The organism is Vibrio sp. RE88 (assembly GCF_013113835.1).
GTDB lineage: Bacteria > Pseudomonadota > Gammaproteobacteria > Enterobacterales > Vibrionaceae > Vibrio.
This window is the reverse complement of record NZ_VTYQ01000013.1, coordinates 106,436-128,288: the sequence shown is the minus strand read 5'-3', so window position 1 is coordinate 128,288 and position 21,853 is coordinate 106,436. Positions and strand designations below refer to the sequence as shown.

19 protein-coding genes and 9 tRNA genes are annotated in these 21,853 nt (G+C 47.3%); 20 read left to right on the top strand and 8 right to left on the bottom strand.

All coding sequences use genetic code 11. The features are described from left to right. The first annotated feature begins 6 nt into the window (after nucleotides 1–6). A complete protein-coding gene (gene ruvX / locus F0265_RS22285) occupies nucleotides 7–429 on the top strand; it encodes a Holliday junction resolvase RuvX (RefSeq protein WP_029236265.1) in 423 nt (140 codons plus the stop codon). Between the two features lie 97 nt (nucleotides 430–526). On the opposite strand, the gene F0265_RS22280 is transcribed toward ruvX, so the two are convergent. Together F0265_RS22280 and F0265_RS22275 are read right to left on the bottom strand one after the other, a co-directional pair. Next, a complete protein-coding gene (locus tag F0265_RS22280; RefSeq protein ID WP_171750400.1) occupies nucleotides 527–1,633 on the bottom strand; it encodes a PilT/PilU family type 4a pilus ATPase in 1,107 nt (368 codons plus the stop codon). A gap of 11 nt (nucleotides 1,634–1,644) precedes the next feature. Continuing rightward, nucleotides 1,645–2,682 (bottom strand): type IV pilus twitching motility protein PilT, encoded by a 1,038-nt coding sequence (locus F0265_RS22275; protein ID WP_043009311.1) that lies wholly within the window; start codon nucleotides 2,680–2,682, stop codon nucleotides 1,645–1,647. A 24-nt stretch (nucleotides 2,683–2,706) separates the two neighbouring features. On the opposite strand from F0265_RS22275, the gene F0265_RS22270 reads away from it, so the two are divergent. The 7 genes from F0265_RS22270 to hemW all read left to right on the top strand — a co-directional run bounded on the left by F0265_RS22270 (nucleotide 2,707) and on the right by hemW (nucleotide 7,605). Further along, the gene (locus F0265_RS22270) at nucleotides 2,707–3,423 is read left to right on the top strand and encodes a YggS family pyridoxal phosphate-dependent enzyme (protein WP_171750394.1); all 717 of its coding nucleotides are present in this window, start codon (nucleotides 2,707–2,709) and stop codon (nucleotides 3,421–3,423) included. A gap of 27 nt (nucleotides 3,424–3,450) precedes the next feature. Further along, nucleotides 3,451–4,269 carry a pyrroline-5-carboxylate reductase gene (gene proC, locus F0265_RS22265; RefSeq protein ID WP_019277259.1) on the top strand — a complete coding sequence of 273 codons (819 nt, stop codon included), beginning with the start codon at nucleotides 3,451–3,453 and terminating at the stop codon, nucleotides 4,267–4,269. A 38-nt stretch (nucleotides 4,270–4,307) separates the two neighbouring features. Next, nucleotides 4,308–4,865, top strand: a complete 558-nt coding sequence (locus F0265_RS22260) for a YggT family protein (protein WP_171750393.1) — start codon at nucleotides 4,308–4,310, stop codon at nucleotides 4,863–4,865. Then, a complete protein-coding gene (gene yggU, locus F0265_RS22255) occupies nucleotides 4,865–5,155 on the top strand; it encodes a DUF167 family protein YggU (protein ID WP_038509522.1) in 291 nt (96 codons plus the stop codon). The genes F0265_RS22260 and yggU overlap by 1 nt, the downstream gene beginning before the upstream one ends. Nucleotides 5,156–5,353: 198 nt before the next feature. Then, complete coding sequence (locus F0265_RS22250) at nucleotides 5,354–5,785, top strand: DUF4426 domain-containing protein (RefSeq protein WP_021458447.1); 432 nt, start codon at nucleotides 5,354–5,356, stop codon at nucleotides 5,783–5,785. Between the two features lie 39 nt (nucleotides 5,786–5,824). After that, complete coding sequence (locus F0265_RS22245) at nucleotides 5,825–6,427, top strand: XTP/dITP diphosphatase (RefSeq protein ID WP_006958269.1); 603 nt, start codon at nucleotides 5,825–5,827, stop codon at nucleotides 6,425–6,427. Further along, a complete protein-coding gene (hemW, locus tag F0265_RS22240) occupies nucleotides 6,427–7,605 on the top strand; it encodes a radical SAM family heme chaperone HemW (RefSeq protein ID WP_171750392.1) in 1,179 nt (392 codons plus the stop codon). The genes F0265_RS22245 and hemW overlap by 1 nt, the downstream gene beginning before the upstream one ends. A gap of 94 nt (nucleotides 7,606–7,699) precedes the next feature. Here the strand turns inward: hemW and glsB are convergent, their stop codons facing one another. After that, entirely contained in the window at nucleotides 7,700–8,620 is a 921-nt protein-coding gene (glsB, locus tag F0265_RS22235) for a glutaminase B (protein WP_171750391.1), read from the bottom strand. A gap of 100 nt (nucleotides 8,621–8,720) precedes the next feature. Beyond that, on the bottom strand, nucleotides 8,721–9,440 hold the full coding sequence (trmB, locus tag F0265_RS22230) for a tRNA (guanosine(46)-N7)-methyltransferase TrmB (protein ID WP_006958272.1): 720 nt from the start codon (nucleotides 9,438–9,440) through the stop codon (nucleotides 8,721–8,723). 187 nt (nucleotides 9,441–9,627) lie between these two features. Between trmB and mutY the strand changes: the two genes are divergently transcribed. From mutY to F0265_RS22170, 12 genes are all read left to right on the top strand, one after another. Beyond that, nucleotides 9,628–10,683 (top strand): A/G-specific adenine glycosylase, encoded by a 1,056-nt coding sequence (gene mutY / locus F0265_RS22225; protein ID WP_171750390.1) that lies wholly within the window; start codon nucleotides 9,628–9,630, stop codon nucleotides 10,681–10,683. 19 nt (nucleotides 10,684–10,702) lie between these two features. Then, a complete protein-coding gene (locus F0265_RS22220; protein WP_006958274.1) occupies nucleotides 10,703–10,975 on the top strand; it encodes an oxidative damage protection protein in 273 nt (90 codons plus the stop codon). A 74-nt stretch (nucleotides 10,976–11,049) separates the two neighbouring features. Beyond that, nucleotides 11,050–12,186, top strand: coding sequence for a membrane-bound lytic murein transglycosylase MltC (gene mltC / locus F0265_RS22215; RefSeq protein ID WP_019277250.1), 1,137 nt, complete (start codon nucleotides 11,050–11,052; stop codon nucleotides 12,184–12,186). A gap of 103 nt (nucleotides 12,187–12,289) precedes the next feature. Continuing rightward, nucleotides 12,290–12,365, top strand: a tRNA-Phe gene (locus F0265_RS22210). A 54-nt stretch (nucleotides 12,366–12,419) separates the two neighbouring features. After that, a tRNA-Thr gene (locus F0265_RS22205) sits at nucleotides 12,420–12,495 on the top strand. Nucleotides 12,496–12,502: 7 nt separating this feature from the next. Further along, nucleotides 12,503–12,578 (top strand) — tRNA-Phe (locus F0265_RS22200). Between the two features lie 37 nt (nucleotides 12,579–12,615). Next, a tRNA-Asn gene (locus tag F0265_RS22195) sits at nucleotides 12,616–12,691 on the top strand. A gap of 707 nt (nucleotides 12,692–13,398) precedes the next feature. Next, a tRNA-Phe gene (locus tag F0265_RS22190) sits at nucleotides 13,399–13,474 on the top strand. A 53-nt stretch (nucleotides 13,475–13,527) separates the two neighbouring features. Further along, nucleotides 13,528–13,603, top strand: a tRNA-Thr gene (locus F0265_RS22185). An 18-nt stretch (nucleotides 13,604–13,621) separates the two neighbouring features. Then, nucleotides 13,622–13,697, top strand: a tRNA-Asn gene (locus tag F0265_RS22180). Between the two features lie 40 nt (nucleotides 13,698–13,737). Further along, nucleotides 13,738–13,813: transfer RNA gene (locus F0265_RS22175), tRNA-Thr, on the top strand. Nucleotides 13,814–13,817: 4 nt separating this feature from the next. Then, nucleotides 13,818–13,893, top strand: a tRNA-Asn gene (locus F0265_RS22170). Nucleotides 13,894–14,193: 300 nt separating this feature from the next. On the opposite strand, the gene tldD is transcribed toward F0265_RS22170, so the two are convergent. The 4 genes from tldD to rng are packed head-to-tail and all read right to left on the bottom strand — an operon-like array spanning nucleotide 14,194 to nucleotide 21,832. After that, complete coding sequence (gene tldD / locus F0265_RS22165) at nucleotides 14,194–15,639, bottom strand: metalloprotease TldD (protein ID WP_171750389.1); 1,446 nt, start codon at nucleotides 15,637–15,639, stop codon at nucleotides 14,194–14,196. A gap of 9 nt (nucleotides 15,640–15,648) precedes the next feature. Then, nucleotides 15,649–16,467, bottom strand: coding sequence for a carbon-nitrogen hydrolase family protein (locus F0265_RS22160; protein ID WP_171750388.1), 819 nt, complete (start codon nucleotides 16,465–16,467; stop codon nucleotides 15,649–15,651). 12 nt (nucleotides 16,468–16,479) lie between these two features. After that, the gene (locus F0265_RS22155) at nucleotides 16,480–20,355 is read right to left on the bottom strand and encodes a YhdP family protein (RefSeq protein WP_171750387.1); all 3,876 of its coding nucleotides are present in this window, start codon (nucleotides 20,353–20,355) and stop codon (nucleotides 16,480–16,482) included. Between the two features lie 7 nt (nucleotides 20,356–20,362). Continuing rightward, a complete protein-coding gene (gene rng, locus F0265_RS22150) occupies nucleotides 20,363–21,832 on the bottom strand; it encodes a ribonuclease G (protein ID WP_006958278.1) in 1,470 nt (489 codons plus the stop codon). Nucleotides 21,833–21,853: the final 21 nt, after the last annotated feature.

Below are 21,853 nucleotides of genomic sequence, written 5' to 3'. Positions count from 1 at the left end.
AAATTTATGTCTAGAACAATTATGGCTTTTGACTTTGGCACTAAAAGTATTGGCAGTGCCATTGGTCAAGAGATTACAGGCACGGCATCACCGCTGAAAGCCTTTAAAGCCAACGATGGCATTCCCAACTGGGACGATATTGAAAAGCAGATCAAAGAATGGCAACCAAATCTACTGGTTGTCGGCCTGCCAACGGACCTTCACGGCAAAGATCTGGAAACGATTACTCCTAGAGCGAAAAAGTTTGCTAATCGTCTTCACGGTCGTTTCGGCCTTCCTGTCGAGCTGCACGATGAACGCTTATCCACTACAGAAGCTCGCTCAGAGCTGTTCAGTATGGGCGGCTACAAGGCGCTCAGCAAAGGGAATGTCGACTGCCAATCAGCGGTCGTTATCCTTGAAAGCTGGTTTGAAGCTCAATACGGCTAAGCGAGAAAATAGAAAGGGTTGGCACATTGTGCCAACCCTTTACATTTCAGCACTACAAATAGAGCACGATAGAAATATTTATAATCCTCAAACGGCTCTAGTCCATATCAATCTTCACATCTGCCAGCGCACCACCACCGAAGCTTTCACCTCGTTGAGTTTTAAGCATGATACGCAGATCATTGGCTGAATCCGCACTGTGCAGCGCATCTTCTTCAGTAATTTTGTCATTCACCACCAGTTGGTAAAGCGCCTGATCAAACGTCTGCATACCAATTTCCTGAGATTTCGCCATGGTTGACTTGAGTTCATGCATATCACCGCGTCGAATGAGATCCGATACTCGTGGGCTGTTGAGTAAGATTTCAAAAACGCCATGACGACCTTGGCCGTTTTTATCTCGAATCAACTGCTGGCCGATAACACCTTTAAGATTCATGGAGAGATCAAACAGGAACTGCTCTTTTTGCTCTTTCGGTACAAGATGCAGAATCCTTTCCAAAGCTTGGTTAGCATTGTTAGCGTGCAACGTCGCCATACACAGATGCCCCGTCTCAGCGAATGTCATCGCGTACTCCATGGTCTCTCGCGAGCGGATCTCACCGATCAAGAGCATATCAGGAGCCTGACGCAGAGAGTTCTTCAGCGCGACTTCATAACTTTCTGTGTCTAAGCCAACCTCACGTTGCGTGACGATGCATTTCTGATGTTCGTGGACAAATTCAATCGGGTCTTCAACTGTCAGAATATGGCCGCTGCGCTCAGTATTTCGATAGCCGGTCATCGCCGCCATTGTTGTGGATTTACCGGAACCTGTTGCACCTACCACTAACACCAATCCGCGCTTGGCGATGGAAAGATCTTTCAGAGTTTCGGGCAGTTTTAAGTCATCAAATGTGGGTATGGTGGTTTCGATTCTACGAATCACCGCACCGGGTAATTCTCGCTGGTAGAAAGCGGACACACGAAAGCGACCAAAATCTCGCACTACGGCAAAGTTCGCTTCTCGACTGTGGCTATAGTCACTCTGGCGCTCTTCATCCATGGTGCTGTGGAGTAGCGTCAGCACTTCGGCTTCCGATAAGCTCTCTCCATGCGGCTTCAACTCACCATCAACACGATAAAGTATCGGCGCACCAACAGTGATGTATAAGTCTGACGCTTTCTCAGTCAGCATGCCTTGCAGATAAGCATTGATATCCATCATGACCTCTCTCAGAACAGACCTTGCTCAACTTCGATTTTTTTCGACACTTCTTCTGCATCAACCAGACCTTGAGCAATCAACTGTTTTGAGTGCTGCTCCATGGTTTGCATACCGTGCGCCGCACCAGTCTGAATCACAGACTGCATTTGCGCGACTTTGTCTTCGCGGATCAGGTTACGAATCGCAGGCGTTGCCATCATGATTTCATGACAAGCGGTTCTCCCGCCGCCAATGCGCTTGAGTAATTTCTGCGCAATCACCGCACGCAGAGACTCAGAGAGCATGGAACGCACCATGCCTTTGTCGCTACCCGGGAAAACATCAATGATACGGTCGATCGTTTTCGCCGCCGAACTGGTGTGTAAAGTACCAAATACTAAGTGGCCGGTTTCAGCAGCGGTCAGCGCTAGACTGATCGTTTCCTGATCGCGTAGCTCACCAACTAAAATGACATCGGGATCTTCACGCAATGCACTGCGCAGCGCGTTATTAAAACTATGGGTATCATTGTGAACTTCACGCTGGTTGATCAGACATTTGTTATTGGTGTGCACAAACTCAATCGGATCTTCAATAGTCAGGATATGCTTATTGTGGTTGCGATTAATATGATCCACCATTGCCGCCAAAGTAGTCGATTTACCTGAGCCTGTTGGCCCAGTGACCAAGATTAGTCCTTTCTCCATATTGGCGATATTTTCAAAGATCGACGGCGCTTCTAGCTGCTCTAAAGTCGGGATATCGGTTGGAATGGTACGAAATACTGCCGCACAACCACGAGATTGGTTAAAAGCGTTGACCCTAAAGCGGCCTACGTCCGGAAGTGCAAAAGAAAAATCGACTTCAAGACGTTCTTCAAATTCGCTACGCTGAGCATCGTTCATAATTTCAAACACCAAACGATGCACTTCGGAATGGTTGAACGCTGGTACGCCAAGCTTTCTTACTTCACCATCAATGCGTACCATGGGAGATACACCAGCAGAAAGATGTAGATCTGAAGCATTATGCTTTACACTAAAATCCAGTAATTCAGCGATATCCATTTAAAATCCTTAATAAAGTTAGCTATGAGTAGTATTCAACAAAACATTGAACAGATCACCTCACAGATTGAAGCGGCACAACAAAAGTGTGGACGCCCTCTAGGCTCAGTGCAACTTCTGGCGGTGAGTAAAACCAAACCGTTTGACGCGATTTTAGAAGCAGCTCGCGCCGGTCAAGTCGCTTTTGGCGAGAATTACGTACAAGAAGGTGTTGATAAAGTTGCGTATTTCGCTGAAAACCACCCTGAATTAGCCCTAGAATGGCACTTTATTGGTCCAATTCAGTCCAACAAAACACGCCATGTTGCGGAAAGCTTTGCCTGGGTGCATACCGTTGATCGCGCTAAGATTGCCCAGCGATTAAATGATCAAAGACCTCAAGAAATGGAACCACTGCAAGTTCTTATTCAGGTCAATACCAGTAGTGAAAGCTCTAAATCTGGCGCCAGTGATGACGAAATCTTTGCTTTGGCAGAGTTGATTTCTTCTTTGCCAAACCTCACGTTAAGAGGATTGATGTCAATCCCAGCTAACGTTTCAGACTATCACTCTCAGCTTGCGGCATTTAGCCATTTGGCAGAGCTGAAAAACCGATTGGCACAACGTTACCCAGAGCTCAATCTCGATACGCTTTCGATGGGCATGAGTGGCGATATGGAAGCCGCAATTGAAGCGGGAACGACTATGGTCCGAATTGGCACCGCTATTTTCGGTGCTCGCGACTACAGCAATAAAGCTTAATCAGCAATAACAGGAAGAACACAATCAATGGAACACAAGAAAATTGCCTTTATCGGCGCAGGTAACATGGTCAAGGCTATCGTCTCTGGTCTAGTATCAGGCGGTTATCCTGCTGCCATGATCACAGCGACAGCCCCATCTGAGACTCGACGCCTGCCGTTGGAGCAAGACTATTCCATTAAGACCACCAGCGACAACATAGCCGCAGCCAGCGAGGCTGACGTGGTCGTCCTTTCTGTGAAACCGCAAATGATGGAAGAGGTGTGTAAACCGCTTCAATCCATCGACTGGTCAGGCAAACTGGTCATTTCGATTGCCGCAGGTATCAGTAGCCAACGCCTATGTGAAATGCTGAATCACAACCTAAACATCGTTCGCGTTATGCCAAACACTCCCTCTCAGCTTGGTTTGGGAATGAGTGGTCTGTATGCTCCATCGCACGTTTCACAGCAAGATAAAGCCTTTGCAGCTGAACTTATGGAGTCATGCGGCAAAGTTTGCTGGGTAGAGCAAGAATCCGGCATCAACAGCATCATTGCAGCAGCTGGCAGCGCTCCGGCTTACTTCTTCCGCTTTATGGAAGCGATGCAAGCTGAAGCAATTGCCCAAGGTTTTGATAAAGAGACGGCTCGCCTTTTAGTACAGCAATCAGCCTTAGGCGCTGCAAGCATGGTCGTCGGCAACCCAGAGACAGAACTATCGACACTGCGCGAAAACGTCACCTCAAAAGGCGGCACTACGGCGGAAGCGTTACGCACATTCAACGAACACCAACTTTCAGATATAGTAGCGAAAGCAATGCAAGCCGCTGTAGCTCGTGCTGAAGAAATGGAAAAACAGTTTTAATTAGATTGAGCCTTGGCTCTACGAAGTAAGGGTAACCTATGAATTCAATGAGTTTTCTGATTTCCACCCTGTTTGATCTCTACATCATGGTGGTGATCTTGCGGATTTGGCTGCAAGCTGCGCGTGCAGACTTCTACAACCCATTCTCACAATTTATCGTCAAAGCGACTCAGCCAGTGATTGCACCGCTGCGCAGGATTGTACCTTCAATAGGCAGTATCGACTTAGCGACAGTACTGTTTGCTTACGTGCTGTGTGTGCTGAAGTTTGTCGCTTTGATTCTGGTTGCCTCAGGCGGCTCAGTGTCATTCAGTGCAGAATTCTTCTTCCTTGGTCTACTATCGCTAATTAAAGCAGCTGGTGGCTTGCTGTTCTGGGTACTGCTTATCCGTGCCATCCTGAGCTGGGTCAGCCAAGGTCGCAGCCCGATTGAATATGTCTTCCATCAGCTTACAGAGCCTATGTTGGCGCCTATCCGCCGCGTAATTCCGGCAATGGGTGGGTTCGATCTTAGCGTGTTGGTCCTATTTATTGCCCTTCAGTTCGCAAACTTCCTGATGGGTGACATGATTGGCCCTGTCTGGTTCCAGCTATAATGGCAAAAGCCGCTTGGTTAGAAGGTGATGACCTCCTACTCAGGCTCTACATTCAGCCCAAGGCAAGCAGAGATAAGCTGATTGGTCTGCATGGTGATGAAATCAAAATCGCAATTACCGCCCCGCCTGTGGACGGAAAAGCCAACGCTCACTTAAGTAAATACCTGTCCAAACAGTTCAAAGTAGCAAAAGGGCTAATCACCATAGAGAAAGGGGAACTCGGGCGACATAAACAAGTCAGAATCCAGTCCCCAGCTCATATCCCCGAAACAATAAAGGCCATCTTGTGATGGCCTTTTTTAATTCGAACCACAAAAGGCGCACTCTCAATATTTCACATAAAAAGCACAGCATAATTCGCCCTTGGTAATCTAAAAACCTTCACAGAATGAGGATCCAAACGTATGATCAGGCGTAAAAATAATAAGTATGTAGTCGTATCATTTACGCTGCTCTTTTCCTCTGTAGTAAGCCATTAAGGAAGCATCATGAAAAAATGGATCACGTTAGCGCTGGCCAGTCTTTTAGCCCTACCCACATGGGCGGGTCAGTTTAAGACTATCAAAGATGTCGAAGTTCACTACTCCGCATTTAACTCCACATTCCTAACTCCGCAAGTCGCGCGCAGCTACGAGCTGAAACGGAACGGCTACTCAGCAATCATTAATATCAGCGTGTTAGACAATTATCAGGCTGGTAAGCCTGCCATAACCGCGAAAGTTAGTGGCAGCGCGAAAAACTTAATCGGCCAAACTAAGACACTTGAGTTCCGCGAAATTAAAGAAGGCTCTGCGATTTATTACCTCGCTGAATTCCCTATTTCGGACGAGGAAAACCTAACATTCAATATCGATGTTAATGCTGGTAATAAAGGCACTGGCAGATTAAAGTTCACCCAGAAATTTTATGTGGAAGAGTAACGGCTAAACGCCCTTCCCAATATAGGCACAAACAAGATTATGAATGCACAAAAAATTGTCCTAGCGACAGGTAATCAGGGCAAGGTTCGTGAGATGGCCGATCTGCTGGCAGATTTCGGTTTCGATGTCGTGGCACAAAGCGAATTTAATGTCTCAGAAGTTGCTGAAACTGGCACAACATTTATTGAAAACGCCATCATCAAGGCGCGTCATGCAGCGAAAGAAACTGGATTGGCGGCCATTGCCGACGATTCAGGCCTTGAAGTCGACTTCCTAAAAGGAGCGCCGGGCATCTACTCTGCACGTTATGCCGGAGAAGGCGCGAGTGACCAGCAAAACCTAGAGAAGCTGCTTGATGCAATGCAAGGCGTTCCGCAGGAGCAACGTACTGCACGCTTTCATTGCGTATTAGTCCTGATGCGTCACGAATTAGATCCAACGCCGATCGTCTGCCACGGTAAGTGGGAAGGCCGCATTCTGACTGAAGCTCAGGGTGACAATGGTTTTGGTTACGATCCGGTTTTCTTCGTTCCAGAAGATAACTGCGCATCGGCAGAGCTTGAACCAACACGTAAAAAGCAACTTTCTCACCGTGGTAAAGCGCTTAAGCAGCTGTTTGCGACACTTTCTGAGCAGCAATAATGAGCCAGTTGATTCCACCGGCGCTGAGTCTTTATGTCCACATCCCTTGGTGTGTACAAAAATGCCCGTATTGCGACTTTAACTCGCACGCGTTAAAAGCCGACATCCCAGAGCAGGAGTACATCGCTGCTCTGCTGGAGGACCTTGATACTGATATCGAGCGTTATCAGCTTGAAACCAACCCACGGGCACTCCACTCCATATTTATCGGTGGAGGGACGCCAAGTCTCATCTCAGCGCAAGGAATCGCTGATTTACTCGCTGGCATAGAAAAAAGAATCACGTTTAAAGACGAGATTGAAATCACCATGGAAGCCAACCCGGGCACAATTGAAGCGGAGCGCTTCGCTGGGTATCGCAAAGCGGGTGTGACGAGAATTTCGATTGGTGTGCAGAGTTTCGAACAGCAGAAGCTCGAACGTCTAGGGCGTATCCATGGTCAGGATGAAGCCGTCAATGCCGCGAAACTGGCTCACAAGATTGGTTTAAATAGCTTTAATCTTGATTTAATGCACGGTCTGCCAGACCAAACCGTAGAGCAAGCCCTCGCGGATCTGGACAAGGCGATTGAGCTTAACCCGCCACATCTTTCGTGGTATCAGCTCACTATTGAACCCAATACCATGTTCCACTACAAGCCGCCTGTTCTGCCCGACGATGATGACTTGTGGGACATTTTTGAACTCGGCCATCAAAAGCTGGCTGAAGCGGGTTACGTTCAGTACGAAATCTCCGGCTACAGTAAGCCAGAATATCAATGCCAACATAATCTCAACTATTGGCGTTTTGGCGACTATCTCGGCATTGGCTGTGGCTCGCATGGCAAACTCAGTTTCGCTGATGGACGTATAATCCGTACAACTAAGGTCAAGCACCCGAGAGGCTACCTAGCTGCATATCAGAATATGGTCAAGCCCTACCTAGATAGTGAAGCCGATGTCGCTAGCGAAGATCGCCCTTTTGAATTCTTTATGAACCGCTTTCGTTTGATGGAAGCCTGTCCTAAGCAAGACTTCTTAGATACAACTGGCTTGGGTTTTGAATCGATTCAGGAAACCATCGACTGGGCGAAGGAGATGCAATATCTCAGCGAGTCTGATACGCATTGGCAAATCACAGAAAAAGGAAAGCTGTTCCTTAACGATTTGCTCGAAGCGTTTATGGCGGAAGAGGATTAGAGAGGCTAGAACAAATTTAAAAGGGTTGACGACATGGTCAACCCTTTTTGTTTTTCATCGTTCCAAACTTGTCTCCGCTGCCTCGGAGCGAAGTTTAGAATATCGAGCGGCCAATTCGCTCAGCGAGTAGCTCTAGTGCTCTGGTCCCCGCGAGAGAGTTACCTGAAGGGTCCAGCTCTGGAGACCAAACCGCAATCGTCATTTCCCCCGGCACAATAGCGATGATCCCGCCACCAACACCAGATTTCCCTGGCATCCCGACTCGGTAGGCAAATTCCCCAGCGCCATCATACAAACCACATGTTGCCAGCAAAGCGTTAAGCTGCTTGGTTTGGGTAGGCGTCACCACAGGCTTGCCTGTTTGCACTGAAATGCCTTTATTAGCCAGATAGCTGAATGTTTTCGCTAAATCGACACAGCTCATCTTCAAAGCACACGCATGGAAGTAGTTATTCAGAACAGGGATAACATCATTGTCAAAGTTGCCAAAAGAACGCATCAGATAAGCAATCGCCGCGTTGCGGTCGCTGTGCATCATCTCTGATGCTGCAACTATCTTGTCATAACAGATATGAGTATCACCCGACAATTGACGGACAAATTCCAGCAAGCGTTGTCTCGGCGCAGACAGGCGACTTTGCAGCAAATCGGCAACCACTATTGCCCCAGCATTAATGAAAGGGTTACGTGGAATTCCCTGCTCCATTTCTAGCTGAATCAGAGAGTTAAATGCCTGACCAGAAGGTTCTTTACCTACCCGAGCCCAAATCTCATCAGGAGTATACAACCCCATTGCCAACGTTAAACTTAACGCTTTAGAAATGGACTGAATTGAAAAAGGTTCATCGGCATCACCGGCTTTGATCACTTCTCCCTTATTGGTGAAGACGGCAATTGCCAGTTTATTAGCCGGAACTTTTGCCAGCGCAGGAATATAATCGGCCACTTTTCCCTGACCGATAAGCGGCCTGACCTCTTGCAGAATGTCGGCTAAAATTTCTTTTGTCGGTTTCATTACTTACCTATATTTCAAAGGCTTATTATTTTTCTTGTAGGGTCAAAAAAGCCAACATCAAAATGTTGGCTTTCTCATTCGCTTTTATTTCGCGGGTGACTTAGCTAACACGCTTAAACTTAATATCCCACACCCCGTGACCTAAACGGTGACCACGTGCTTCAAACTTGGTCAGAGGGCGATCTTCCGGACGTGGAACAAAGTCACCATCCTCGGCGATGTTCTCATATCCAGGCGCTTGATTCATCACCTCAATCATATGTTCTGCGTAATTTTCCCAGTCTGTCGCCATATGGAAGATACCTTCACCAACAGATAGTTTTTGACGCACCATTTCAGCAAAATCTAGCTGCACGATGCGGCGCTTGTGGTGGCGCTTCTTGTGCCATGGGTCTGGGAAGAATAATTGCAGTGTTGCTAGGCTGCTGTCTGGGATCATGTTAGCAAACACTTCCACAGCATCGTGACACATCACTCGTAGGTTGGTCAGGCCAGCTTCACGTGCATCAGCAAGACACGCGCCCACACCTGGGCTATGAACTTCAATACCAAGGAAGTTTTTCTCAGGCGCATTTTTCGCCATTTCAACCAGAGATGCCCCCATACCGAAGCCAATTTCCAGTACCACAGGGTTATCGTTACCAAACACTTCTTTCCAATCAAGAAGCTTTTCTTGGTAATCAATACCCATTGTCGGCCAGCATTCATTCATTGCGCTTTCCTGACCTTTGGTCAAACGGCCTTCACGACGCACAAAGCTGCGTACTTTGCGTATCAGTTTACCGTCTTCATTGTATTCGTTAGTGGTCACTTCACTCATGATTCTGCCTGTCTAAAAATTGCTCTCGACTTAAAGGGATTGTGATTATCCAAAGAATCGACACTGGTGCAAGTATTTTAGGTCATTTCTCGCAGAATAAACCCCTACTCTTTATCGGTTGTACTTTAGACAGTTTCTATGGTGCAATTTTAGCTAACTCAATAAATATAAAATTACAGAGCAAGTCGTGACTCCTTTTGCTAACGCCATCCTAGAATGGTACGAAGACTACGGAAGAAAAAGCCTTCCGTGGCAACAAGATAAAACCGCGTACAGCGTCTGGCTGTCTGAAATTATGCTTCAGCAGACTCAGGTCACTACCGTGATCCCTTATTACCAACGCTTTCTCGAGCGCTTCCCGACTGTCGTCGACCTTGCCAATGCAGAGCAAGATGAAGTGCTCCACCTATGGACAGGGCTCGGCTATTACGCACGAGCGCGTAACTTACATAAAGCTGCCAAGATTGTGGCAGAGCAGTATCAGGGCGAATTTCCTCTCGATATTGAGCAGATGAACGCCCTACCGGGTATCGGCCGCTCTACCGCGGCAGCTGTATTGTCTTCTGTCTATAAACAGCCACACGCCATTTTAGACGGCAATGTGAAGCGCACACTGGCGCGTAGCTTTGCTGTTGACGGCTGGCCGGGGCAAAAGAAAGTCGAGAATCAGCTTTGGCAGCATGCTGAAGAACACACTCCCGACACCGATGTCGATAAGTACAATCAGGCGATGATGGATATGGGGGCCATGGTGTGCACTCGCAGCAAGCCCAAATGTACACTGTGTCCGGTATCTTCATTTTGCGCCGCATACAAACAAGGCAACCCTCTCGACTACCCTGGCAAAAAGCCGAAAAAAGAAAAGCCTGTTAAAGAGGCCTGGTTCATTATGCTGCATCACCAAGGGCATGTATGGCTGGAACAGCGCCCACAGTCGGGGATCTGGGGCGGACTATTCTGCTTTCCAGAACACTCTGAAGCACAACTCGATCATCAACTGACAATGCGTGGCGTCCTTGATAAGGACATTCAACGTCGCGATCAGTTGATTGCTTTTCGCCACACCTTTAGTCACTACCACCTCGATATCACACCAATTTTGGTAGACCTATCAAAGCAACCTGATGTGGTGATGGAAGCAAACAAAGGTCTTTGGTATAACTTATCGCAACCTGAAGAGATAGGTTTGGCCGCTCCAGTAAAACAACTACTGGAAAGCCTGCCTTTCGAACTTCAATATTGATTAACTCTAAGGAGTCGTTATGAGCCGCACTGTATTTTGTGCTCGACTACAAAAAGACGCAGAAGGTCTGGACTTTCAACTGTACCCAGGTGAACTAGGTAAGCGTATTTTTGACAACATTTCTAAACAAGCTTGGGCAGAGTGGCAACACAAGCAAACCATGCTGATCAACGAGAAAAAGCTCAACATGATGGATCCTGAGCACCGTAAACTGATCGAAACTGAGATGGTCAACTTCCTGTTTGAAGGCAAAGACGTCCATATCGAAGGCTACACGCCGCCAAGCGAATAAGATTTGCCCTTTAGGTTAAGGATAGAGAGAATGACATCACTGCGTTGCTTTGATGTCATTTTTTTAGGATATATATGAAGAAGTTAGCTTACTTTTTGCTGGCAATGACGCTCACGGGTTGTAGCCGCGAGTTCATTGAAAACATCTATGATGTGAACTACGAGCCAACCAACCGCTTTGCCAAAAACTTAGCCGGACTACCAGGCCAGTTTCAGAAAGATACGGCGGCACTTGATGCCTTGATCAGTAGCTTCTCAGGCAACATCGAAAAACGTTGGGGACGCGGGGAAATCAAGTTCGCTGGCAAGAGCAACTACGTCAAATACATCGACAACTATCTCAGTCGTTCAGAAGTCAATTTTGATAAGGGCACCATTATTATCGAAACCGTTTCGCCAACCGATCCAAAGGGGCATCTGAAAAACGCGATTGTAACCACATTGCTGACCCCCGACGATCCAGCAAACGTCGACTTATTCTCTTCCAAAGACATCAAGCTTGAAGGCCAGCCGTTTCTTTATCGTCAGGTCGTCGACCAAGATAACAAGCCTATTCAGTGGTCGTGGCGAGCAAACCGATTTGCCGATTACCTGATTGCCAATAAGCTCAAAGTCAAAAACGTCGACTTCAAAAAAGCCTATTACGTTGAAATTCCGATGGTTGAGGAACAATTTGAGATACGTAGCTATAAGTATGCTGATATCGTTCAGCGAGCTTCACGCCGTTACGGTATTCCCGAAGACTTGATTTATGCGATTATCAAAACAGAAAGTAGCTTTAACCCATATGCAGTGAGCTGGGCCAACGCCTACGGACTGATGCAGGTTGTACCTAAAACCGCAGGGCGTGATGTATTTAAGCTGGTGAAGAAGAAATCTGGTCAACCATCCCCTGAATATCTATTTAATCCAGAAAACAACATAGATACCGGTACCGCTTACTTCTACATTTTGAAAAATCGTTATCTTAAAGACGTTCGCCATCCGACTTCTCTCGAATACAGCATGATCTCAGCTTACAACGGGGGGACTGGCGGTGTGCTCAATACTTTCAATCGTAATGACAGAAAACGAGCAATGCGCGACCTTAACTCTCTGCAACCAAATCAGGTTTATTGGGCGTTGACGAAAAAACATCCAAACGCAGAAGCGCGCCGTTATCTCGAAAAAGTAACAAAATTCAAAAAGGATTTTAACGCTGGTAAATCATAAGCGCTAAAAACGCCTAAATTATCGGCACTCAACCACTTTTTTGAATTTTTTTCTAAAAACAAGTTGACGGCAAGACGGAAAATCCGTTTAATAGCGCTCCGTTGCCCGGATAGCTCAGTCGGTAGAGCAGAGGATTGAAAATCCTCGTGTCGGTGGTTCGATTCCGCCTCCGGGCACCACAATTTCTTTATTGTTGGTGCTTAGCACGAACAATTAGTAAAAGAATAAAGTGTGCCGACTTAGCTCAGTAGGTAGAGCAACTGACTTGTAATCAGTAGGTCACCAGTTCGATTCCGGTAGTCGGCACCATTCTTTTGCCTCGATAGCTCAGTCGGTAGAGCAGAGGATTGAAAATCCTCGTGTCGGTGGTTCGATTCCGCCTCGAGGCACCATTATTTGGTGCTTATCTGAAAAGATGACACAAATAATTCCCCCTTAGTTCAGTTGGTAGAACGGCGGACTGTTAATCCGTATGTCGCAGGTTCGAGTCCCGCAGGGGGAGCCATATTAGAAAAAGCCTCATCAGACGATGAGGCTTTTTCATATCTAATGCTCCTGCTTTGTTCCAAAGCAATGTCTCAGACCTAGCCGGCCGCGTTAAGTCCCGCAGGGGGAGCCATTTTCAAGAAGCCAAGTCGAAAGACTTGGCTTTTTTTGTTTTTAACTGCGACTTACCTGTTCCAGGTAAATGCCTCAGAGCTGGCCTCGCTGAGCCGTCCCTCCACAAAGAATCCTACTCTCAAGTAATCTAATCACTCACAGAGCTCGGTTTTCTTCTTTCTAATGCAGATATCGACGTTCTACCCCACTTAGATTTTTATCTTATCGGCCCGTAAACAATATAAATCCGTAATCTCATTCTTTACGTAAAAATACAGAGATACAGCATTTATTCAGGCATCTGTAGCCCGTCAAAAACGCGCAAAAAGCGTAGCTCGATTTGCTAATGCTTAGGAAAACAGGCTGAACCGGTTTGGGATTAGGCACTGATTCGACGCTTAAACAACTGAAAAGCACTCTTTAAGGGGTGTTTTTTTGCTATCTAAATCCATTATTCCCTACTCTCTCGGGTATAACTTCTGTTGCTGGCTATACATTTCTTATCCGAAATGAGCAAAAACAGCCCATTAAGTATAGAAAAACAACAAACGATATTTTTTTTGCAATTTAATGTTGACCTCCAAGGCGAAAAGCCTTTTAATACACCTCGTCGCCCGGATAGCTCAGTCGGTAGAGCAGAGGATTGAAAATCCTCGTGTCGGTGGTTCGATTCCGCCTCCGGGCACCACAATTTATTAATTGTTGGTGCTTAGCACGAACAATAGTTAAAGAATAAAGTGTGCCGACTTAGCTCAGTAGGTAGAGCAACTGACTTGTAATCAGTAGGTCACCAGTTCGATTCCGGTAGTCGGCACCATTTATTTAAATGAATAATTCCCCCTTAGTTCAGTTGGTAGAACGGCGGACTGTTAATCCGTATGTCGCAGGTTCGAGTCCCGCAGGGGGAGCCATATTCAATCGATGAGTGAAAACTTGTTGATTAAAAAAGGCGCCGACTTAGCTCAGTAGGTAGAGCAACTGACTTGTAATCAGTAGGTCACCAGTTCGATTCCGGTAGTCGGCACCATTATTCCCCCTTAGTTCAGTTGGTAGAACGGCGGACTGTTAATCCGTATGTCGCAGGTTCGAGTCCCGCAGGGGGAGCCATATTCAAGAAGCCAAGTCGAAAGACTTGGCTTTTTTCGTTTTTAACTGCGACTTACTTGTTCCAAGTAAATGTCTCAGAGCTGGCCGCTCGCGTTGAGTCCCGTGGGGAGAGCTATATTTGAAAAAGCCTCATCACTTGATGAGGCTTTTTCGTATCTGTTGTTTCGGTTTGTCTCAGCTCTGCACGTCACCTCTCTTCACACATGAAAATAGCAAACCGAAAACAAGAACTACGAAACTAAAAAAAGGGCTGGCACGTTAGCGCCAACCCTTTCTAAATAGCGATATTTCTTGCGGCTATTACTCAGTACCACCTACGGTTAGAGAATCCAGCTTCAATGTTGGTTGTCCGACGCCCACAGGCACGCTCTGACCCGCTTTACCGCAAACACCCACACCTCGGTCAATACTAAGGTCATTACCGACCATAGAAACTTGCTGCATCGCTTCAATGCCTGAACCGATCAGAGTCGCACCTTTCACAGGGCGAGTAATCTTACCGTCTTCAATCAGGTACGCTTCTGATGCAGAGAACACGAATTTACCTGAAGTGATATCCACCTGACCACCACCAAAGTTTGGCGCATAAAGGCCTTTCTTCACCGTAGAGATAATCTCTTCAGGTGTATGTTGACCTGGGAGCATGTAGGTGTTGGTCATACGCGGCATTGGAAGGTGCGCATAAGACTCACGACGGCCATTACCTGTCGGTGCTACACCCATCAAACGCGCATTGTGCTTATCCTGCATGTAACCTTTAAGGACACCGTTTTCAATCAAGGTGTTGTATTGGCCTGCCACCCCTTCGTCATCGATGTTAAGAGAACCGCGTAGGTCTTTCAATGTGCCGTCATCAACAATAGTACAAAGCTCAGAGGTGACTTTCTCACCAACCTTGCCGCTAAATACCGAAGATTCCTTACGGTTAAAGTCCCCTTCCAACCCGTGACCTACCGCCTCATGAAGCAGGACACCAGGCCAGCCTGAGCCTAATACAACCGGCATCGCACCCGCTGGTGCAGCTTCAGCTTCAAGGTTAACTAGCGCCATACGAATCGCTTCATCAGCGTAGTGATAGGCGACTTTGATACCCTGCTCGTCAGTCAAGAAGAAGTCATAACCAAATCGGCCACCACCACCAGCACTACCTCGCTCACGACGTTCACCACGCTGAGCCAGTACACTGATAGACAAACGCACTAACGGGCGAATATCACCTGCATAAGTGCCATCTGTTGCCGCGACAAGCATTTGCTCATGCACACCACTCAGGCTAACCGACACTTCTTTGATCAGCGGCTCTTTAGTTCGAATGTAAGAATCCAGTTCTTTAAGCAGCTGAGTCTTTTGTTCTTTCTTCCAGCTTTCGAGCGGATTCACTGCTGCGTAAACCTGCTGGTTGTCACTGCGTTTAAATGCCTGAACCTGAGCACTTTGGCCTTGTTGAGCAATACCACGCGCAGCGATTGCGCTCTGCTTCAGGCCTTCAAGTTGGATTTGATCTGAATACGCGAAACCCGTTTTTTCACCAGCGATTGCACGAACACCAACCCCGCGATCAATGTTAAACGAACCATCTTTGATGATGCTGTCTTCCAGAACCAAAGATTCATGCCAGCTCGACTGAAAATAGATATCTGCGTAGTCAATCTGACGGGTAGCAATGCTCGATAAGGTCTCTGCAATGTCCTGCTCGGTCAGACCTGCCGAGTTTAGCAATGCGTCTTCTACTTGGTTTATTGTCATACTTCGCTCTTAAACATGTAAATGGTTTTGGAACCGGGTGTGGTTGAGAGTCGGCATCGCTGCGCGGATTTCCTTGACTCTGTCTAGGTCAATATCGACCAGCAGGTTTTGCGGTTGTTTGTTCAAGCTGGCCACAACCTCTCCCCATGGAGACACTACCATAGAATGCCCCCAAGTTTCTCGGCCACATGGATGGACGCCTGTCTGGTTCACAGCGATAACCCAGCTTTGAGTTTCAATTGCGCGAGCCCTGAGTAAAGGCTCCCAATGAGCCTCTCCCGTAACCGCAGTAAATGCCGCGGGAACCAGCAATACGTTAGCACCTCTCTGCGCCAGTTCACTGTATAGCTGTGGAAAACGGACATCATAGCAGATTGTCAGCCCCAAATGAGCGACGGGCGTATCGACTGACACAATTTGTCGACCTGGGCGGAAGGTTTCTGATTCACGATAGCGCTGGTGCGCATCTGCTACGTCAACATCAAACATATGCAGCTTGTCATAATGAGCAATCAATTCCCCGTGCCGGTCGAAGACCAGAGAGGTCGTCGTCACACCATCATCACAGCGAATCGGCATACTGCCCACAACAAGAAATACCTGCGCATCTTTTGCAATCTGTGACAGCTGGCTTTGAATTAGCCCTTGATTAAGCGGCTCAGCAAACGTGTGGTAATCGGTTCGACTGCCAAAGACCAAGCTGTTTTCGGGTGTCACTACCAACTGCGCGCCCGCCTCTGCTAGCGTAATGACCTGTTGCTGAATATAGGCCAGATTCTCTTGCGCATCTGGCCCTGATGTCATCTGAATTAGTCCCACTCGCTCCATGAGTGATTCTCCTTATTCAATCGATTCGCGTAAATTTTCCGGCAGTTTAAACTCACCTTTGCTTCGCGACAGCTCTTTAACCACTGGCGCATCCAATGGGCCTTTGACTTCGTAATTAACCTGAGTAAAGACCTCGACCACAGGTGAAATTACCGTGGTGATAGCCAAAACATACAAAGCAGTTTGCGGCGTAACAGCAAAGGCGGTGAGAACTGGAATACCCGATGTGATATCCGGAACAAAGTTTACTTCAGCATCGACTGTTCTTGAGTTGAGGTTTGCCAGGCCTTTGATCGACATGTCCCCTGCAACGGCATCCATCTTGATGTCATTGGTCAGGAAGATGCCGTTTTTGATCTCACCACTGCCGGTGATGGAGTCAAAGGCCATACCGTTATCGAACACATCGCTAAAATCGAGCTGCATTTTGCGAATGATAGAATCGAGACTGAATAAGCCCAGTAGACGCGCCGCTCCACTGACATCTGAGATTTGGCCCTTACCCAGCTTCGTCGAAACATGACCTTGCAGAGTATTCACCTTCATCGACCACGGTGAACCATCCCATTCCACTTTAGAATCAATTTCAAACGGAGCCTGCTGAATACCTGACGTGATGCCAAACCGCTCCATCACATCACTGTTATTGTCACCTGACATCACAATATTAAATCTAGTATGACTCTTATCTTCCGTTAGAAGCCAAGAGCCATTCATATCTACTTTGTTAGCTCCGCTTTGGAAAGACAATTTCTTCCACTCTAAACGGTCCCCTTGACGCTGTAAGTCTAAGTGCGTCTTACCCACTTTGTAGCCCTGCAGCCAGAAATCATCGATAGTTAGAGTGATATTTGGAATTTGCTCATGGAAAGAGCGTTCGAAATCACTGATCAGTTCTTTCTGATCTTTGCCTGCTTCAAACAGGGTCGTGTCTTTGTATTCAGCGTCTAACGCTGGGATATAAACATGCAGCCTATCGAGAGCGACAGAAAGGTCGTAGGGCTCAATATAGCTAGCTTCCCCCGCCGCTTCCTGACTATCTAGACTCATATGCCAGCCAAGGTTTTTACGCTTTGCTGTGAAATCGACGTCATTCCACTCAATGCCCGCAAGAGTCAACTCACCAACATCCAATTCAACTCGATCAGGAGTAGGAATCTGCGGCGTGTTCATACCGTCGAGCACTGCTTTACTGGTACTGGAAGTAGAGCGAGATAACAACTCTGCCCACTGGTCGATATCAAACTTGTCTGTGCGTATCTGAGCCTGATGCCCTGCTACTGGGCTAATTTTGAAGCTGCCCTTACCCAATATTAGGTTGGTTGCCTTCAGGACAGGCGTCTCAGGACGAATATCAATTTCGGTTTGATACTTAAGTCCTGGCAGTTGCAAGCGAGCGGTAATGCTTTCCTGATTGCCAGAAGCTTGCATGCTTGCCTTACCCGATTGGTATAGCTCTTTATTCAACGGATAAGGATAGTGACTACTTACCATCTTCAGGTCGGCACTGGTATCAAGCTGATAGGTGAAGCCAACATCATTAAGTTGAATATCGACCCCCATACGCCACGGCGCATGACCGTCCAAAGGTCCCATCCAACGACCACCAACATATGGGGTCAGTGGTTTCAAATCCCAGTCGCCAACCACATCGATGTTAACGCCGTAACCCTGACCGGCATTTTCGCCGGCAAAGTCTATCGCTACCGGCTGTTTTAATAGGTGTGCAGACAAACCTGCCGCGCTGACGACGTCATTATCAAACTTAACACGACCTGACACCGTTTCCAGCGTCATAGGAGGTGTTTCAATCGTGACCTGATTTTCATCTAGATCCGCATAGCCCCAAGCACGGGCTTCTTCGTCAGAACTGAATGGAATATTAAGCTGAAAGCTCGATGTCACTTTGCCGTCAACCTGGACAGCAGTTAATGCCGCGCCAACTGAATCGACGAGTGGTGAAGCCGTCATATAGTCACGCACCGCATTACCCTGAGCAACGGCGCTGGCTTCAATTTCAATATGACCGCCAGGAGCCAATTCGGGAATGACCCCACTAATTCGCGTCGCTTTGACATCCATTAGAGTAGCGCTACGGGAGTTGAGGTACATGGAGTCATTCTGGAACAACAAATCCAGCTGTAAGTCAGTGATCGGCGGCCAAGCCGTATCAAAACTAAACTTGGCTTTCTTTAGCCCAACCCACGCCTGAAACATGCCATTGTTCTTGCGATATGGGAAATCACCCAGTTCGCCATACCAGAGCAGCTTGGCTGTATTGACCTTACCCGCCTGAATCGCTGTTGAAAGGTAATCTGTTAAATCTCGCCCAAGAGCCAAGGCGGGCAAATAACGCCAGGTTTCCCCTGCGTTATATAAATCGGCTTCTGCGTAAAATGATAAGAATGGGCTTTTATCTTTAGGGAAATCTAGGCGAAATGCGCCCAAAACTTGGAGATCTGGTGTCGCCGCCGTGACTTTATCGGCCCATAGGCTCCAACCATCAGCGCTGTTCTGCCAGACGATGTCTACCTGACCTTGCTTGATGTTCAATGGTGCCTGAAAAACATCACCGTAAGGCAGTACATCATCAATGATCTCCACGCTGGCTTTAGCTTGATGGGCGTTACCAGACACTTTTGCAGAGAGGTGATGTAGACCTGGCAGCAATTCCCATTGCTTCATCGAGCCATCTCTGAGCTGGGCTGAGTATTTCAGAGAGTCTAGGTTATCTTTTTCCATCGACACTCGAATATCTTCCACTAAACCGCCAAGGTCTAACGTTTCTAGCAGCTTAGTGGTTTGCTTCGATTCCGGCGCCAGCTTGACCAACGGAGAGATGGCTTTCAAATCAAGCTGAGAAGCATTGAGCAGCCAGTGTTCAGTTTGCCAATTGAAAGCAATATCAAGTTCTGGCCACGATTGCCCATCCGTTTGCAGCACGAGTGAGTGAGCATTCACTTGCCAGCCTTCCGCTTTGGGCTCCAGTTGTAGTACGCCTGACTCAATCAGTAGTTCATGCTCTTTGCCTTCTTTCCAAGTCAGTTCTGAAGGCTCCAATTCAACATACGCGTTGGTTGGTTTGTTGTGCTCTAACGTGATCCAGCTGTTTAAACTAACCTTGCCTTTTTCAATGCCGGTTTCTGTTTTGAGATACTTAGTCAGCCAAGGCGTAACCAGTACGTTGTCCACCGCTAAGTAAAACTCACCACTCACCTCAGCTAAGGAACCGTGATCGACAAAGTTAGCTTTGACTTGCGCCGAGTTCAGGTTGCTGTGCGCAATGCTGACTTCACCATCGGCGATATGACGTTGGCCTTGGTTCTGCCAAAACAGCTTGGCGATTTCCAGCTCTCGTATAGAGCCGTCAATGCCTTGCAGTATGATCTCAGAGTCAACTAATGAGAAGCTGTCCAGCTGGCGTAGCAATAGCTGATCCAGTTGCTGAACCACATTTTTCTGATCGCCTTGCGGTTGCATCGCCGTTTTTTCACCAGACTGCACCCACTCTATGGTACTCATATCCAGTTTAAGGTTATGAATGCTCAGGTCGGCAATCACAGGTCGCATATCAATCACAGATTGAATCAGGTCAAATTCGACTTCAACGGTTTGAGCAGAAAAGTGAATCCCACTGCTTTCTGGGGTGTTCGCCCGTACATTTTGCAATGAAATAGAAGGGTGAGTATTACGCCAAAAACCACTGATCTGATCGATTTCAAAATCCAGAGTCGAACCCTTGTTAACCCATGTTTGGATTTCATCTTGGAAACGATTGAGCTGTGGCAGCGTAATACGTAGAGTTGTTATGGCAATAGCTAAGGCGACCATCAGAGTCACCAATAGCCACAGTAATACCTGAATTAAGCGTCTAGCGGTTGTGTTCACAAAAAGCCTACATCATGACAACGTCAAATTGCTCTTGAATATAAAGAGGCTCTGCCTGAACTTTGACCTGCTTGCCAATAAAGACTTCGAGTTCTGCCAATGCGTGCGACTCATCGCCTTGCAAGGCATCCGCGACAGAAGGGGAAGCATACACCACAAATTTATCCGCCTCATACGCTCGGTTAACTCTGGTGATTTCACGAAGAATCTCATAACAAACAGATTCAACCGTTTTGACACTTCCGCGCCCCTCACAAGTTGGACAAGTAGAACATAGGATATGTTCAATACTTTCGCGCGTTCGCTTACGTGTCATTTCGACCAAACCCAGCTGGGTGAAGCCGTTAATATTGGTCTTTACTCTGTCTTTGTCGAGGGCCGCTTCTAGTGAAGTAAGCACACGCTTACGGTGCTCTTCTGACAACATGTCAATGAAATCAATAATGATAATACCACCCAGATTACGCAGACGCAGTTGGCGTGCGATAGCCTGAGTTGCTTCAACATTGGTATTGAATATGGTTTCTTCAAGATTTCGACGACCGACGAATGCACCCGTGTTTATGTCGACTGTCGTCATGGCTTCAGTTTGATCGATGATCAAATAGCCACCTGACTTAAGTTCCACTTTACGTTCCAGAGAGCGTTGAATTTCGTTCTCTGTGTCGTACATATCGAAGATTGGCTTATCACCTTCGTATAACTCCAGTTTGCTCGTCAGCTCTGGGACGTATTCTGAGGTGAATTCTTTGAGGTTTTCAAATTCCAAGCGAGAATCAACCAGTATTTTGGTTAGTTCAGTACCGACAAAGTCACGAAGAATGCGTTGTGATAACCCGAGTTCGCCATAAAGTGTCGAGCGTGTTTTGTACTTAGAACGACGCTCATTAACCTTTGACCAGAGTCGTTTTAGAAAAGCAGCATCTTGAGATAGCTCGGTATCATCCGCGCCTTCAGCTGCAGTCCGGATAATAAAACCGCCATCTTCATCACAGTAGTGACCAACGACTTTTTTCAGGCGATTACGTTCTTCTTCGCTCTCAATACGTTGTGAGACACCGACATGACTCGCCCCTGGCATAAAGACCAAGTAGCGGGAAGGTAAGGTGATGTCTGTGGTCAGGCGTGCGCCTTTGGTGCCAAGCGGGTCTTTCACCACCTGGACGACAATGTCTTGTCCTTGGCGAACCAGCTCTGAAATGTCTCTGACTTGAAACTGTTGTTTCTCATTCTCTGCCACACACTCGGTGTGAGGTACAATGTCAGAAGCATGAAGAAATGCCGCTTTGTCTAAGCCAATATCAACAAATGCCGCTTGCATCCCCGGTAGGACTCGGCTGACTTTACCTTTGTATATATTGCCGACAATACCGCGCTTTGCTTCACGTTCCACATGGATCTCTTGTAGGGTTCCCCCTTCAATCATGGCCACGCGAGTTTCACTCGGGGTCACGTTGATTAGCAACTCTGCACTCATCGGCGCACCTCAAAATTTTAA

What these genes read in the sequence shown, in the direction of transcription:
- ruvX (WP_029236265.1), top strand. Translation starts at nt 7, where the DNA reads ATGTCTAGAACAATTATGGCTTTTGACTTTGGCACTAAAAGTATTGGC.
- F0265_RS22280 (WP_171750400.1), bottom strand. Translation starts at nt 1,633, where the DNA reads ATGGATATCAATGCTTATCTGCAAGGCATGCTGACTGAGAAAGCGTCA.
- F0265_RS22275 (WP_043009311.1), bottom strand. Translation starts at nt 2,682, where the DNA reads ATGGATATCGCTGAATTACTGGATTTTAGTGTAAAGCATAATGCTTCA.
- F0265_RS22270 (WP_171750394.1), top strand. Translation starts at nt 2,707, where the DNA reads ATGAGTAGTATTCAACAAAACATTGAACAGATCACCTCACAGATTGAA.
- proC (WP_019277259.1), top strand. Translation starts at nt 3,451, where the DNA reads ATGGAACACAAGAAAATTGCCTTTATCGGCGCAGGTAACATGGTCAAG.
- F0265_RS22260 (WP_171750393.1), top strand. Translation starts at nt 4,308, where the DNA reads ATGAATTCAATGAGTTTTCTGATTTCCACCCTGTTTGATCTCTACATC.
- yggU (WP_038509522.1), top strand. Translation starts at nt 4,865, where the DNA reads ATGGCAAAAGCCGCTTGGTTAGAAGGTGATGACCTCCTACTCAGGCTC.
- F0265_RS22250 (WP_021458447.1), top strand. Translation starts at nt 5,354, where the DNA reads ATGAAAAAATGGATCACGTTAGCGCTGGCCAGTCTTTTAGCCCTACCC.
- F0265_RS22245 (WP_006958269.1), top strand. Translation starts at nt 5,825, where the DNA reads ATGAATGCACAAAAAATTGTCCTAGCGACAGGTAATCAGGGCAAGGTT.
- hemW (WP_171750392.1), top strand. Translation starts at nt 6,427, where the DNA reads ATGAGCCAGTTGATTCCACCGGCGCTGAGTCTTTATGTCCACATCCCT.
- glsB (WP_171750391.1), bottom strand. Translation starts at nt 8,620, where the DNA reads ATGAAACCGACAAAAGAAATTTTAGCCGACATTCTGCAAGAGGTCAGG.
- trmB (WP_006958272.1), bottom strand. Translation starts at nt 9,440, where the DNA reads ATGAGTGAAGTGACCACTAACGAATACAATGAAGACGGTAAACTGATA.
- F0265_RS22220 (WP_006958274.1), top strand. Translation starts at nt 10,703, where the DNA reads ATGAGCCGCACTGTATTTTGTGCTCGACTACAAAAAGACGCAGAAGGT.
- mltC (WP_019277250.1), top strand. Translation starts at nt 11,050, where the DNA reads ATGAAGAAGTTAGCTTACTTTTTGCTGGCAATGACGCTCACGGGTTGT.
- tldD (WP_171750389.1), bottom strand. Translation starts at nt 15,639, where the DNA reads ATGACAATAAACCAAGTAGAAGACGCATTGCTAAACTCGGCAGGTCTG.
- F0265_RS22160 (WP_171750388.1), bottom strand. Translation starts at nt 16,467, where the DNA reads ATGGAGCGAGTGGGACTAATTCAGATGACATCAGGGCCAGATGCGCAA.
- rng (WP_006958278.1), bottom strand. Translation starts at nt 21,832, where the DNA reads ATGAGTGCAGAGTTGCTAATCAACGTGACCCCGAGTGAAACTCGCGTG.